Annotated in this window: 1 protein-coding gene; it reads right to left on the minus strand. The window is 59.0% G+C overall.

Annotated elements, in window-relative coordinates; genetic code table 11:
- Positions 1 to 257: 257 nt before the first annotated feature.
- On the minus strand, positions 258 to 456 hold a 199-nt coding region (locus ACETK3_RS21360), incomplete at its 5' end, for a transposase (protein WP_373993600.1).

The following is a 456-nucleotide window of genomic DNA, read 5'->3' on the forward strand; positions in this document are numbered from 1 at the left end:
AACGCCGTCAACGCGCCCTCGGCCGGCTGACACCCATCGAGTTTGAGACAATAAAAAACGCGGCCTCAGCCGCGTAAGAAATTATCAACCCCAGCTGTCAACTAAACCTTCAGCAGTCCCTTCTGCTGACTTTATGGCCGCTCACCCCACCGCCCCCTCTCCATTGACGTGCATCCGCGGTGTCCTTGTGACGTCAATTACAGTAGGAGCGCGCTTCACCGGGACTATCTCATTAACGGTGTATCCGGCGGTTTCCTTTAGTAGTTTTCAGCTGCCGGGAATCGGTCGCTGAAGGTGATGGCGAAGGCGTTCAAAGCGGGCTTCCAGCGCATTGTCCATCGGGTCCTGCCGGCACCGGTCGGATCGAGGGATCTGGTGACGAGATACAGGCACTTTAGCGCGGCCTGCTCGGTTGGGAAATGACCGCGTGCCTTCACGGCCCGCCGGTACCGGGCG

The sequence above is a fragment of the Arthrobacter sp. E44 genome, from assembly GCF_041877125.1.
Classification (GTDB): domain Bacteria; phylum Actinomycetota; class Actinomycetes; order Actinomycetales; family Micrococcaceae; genus Arthrobacter.